Consider the following 231-nt stretch of genomic DNA (forward strand, 5'->3'; position numbering starts at 1 on the left):
ACGTCAACCCGCCGGGCCAAAAGGCCTGCGCCAATGCCCGCGCGTCGGCAGGTACATCGGTAGCCAGGCCGTCCAGGGCATTTACCCGGGGAATCAACACGGGAGGAGGCATCTGCCGGCTGCGGCCCTTGGAGGCGAGCAACATGGTTACGGCCAAAGGAGAAAAAGCGTCGGCCGCTATGCCATAGACGGTGTCCGTGGGCATCACGATGCACTTCTTCTCGCTGATGG

1 protein-coding gene is annotated in these 231 nt (G+C 63.2%); it reads right to left on the bottom strand.

Translation table 11 applies throughout. From position 1 onward, the window contains the following. A partial coding sequence (locus tag ACPYOM_RS24145) for an L-threonylcarbamoyladenylate synthase (protein WP_481347924.1) occupies positions 1-231 on the bottom strand: 231 nt, incomplete at both ends.

The sequence above is a fragment of the Monashia sp. HAY1-2A genome, from assembly GCF_056755315.1.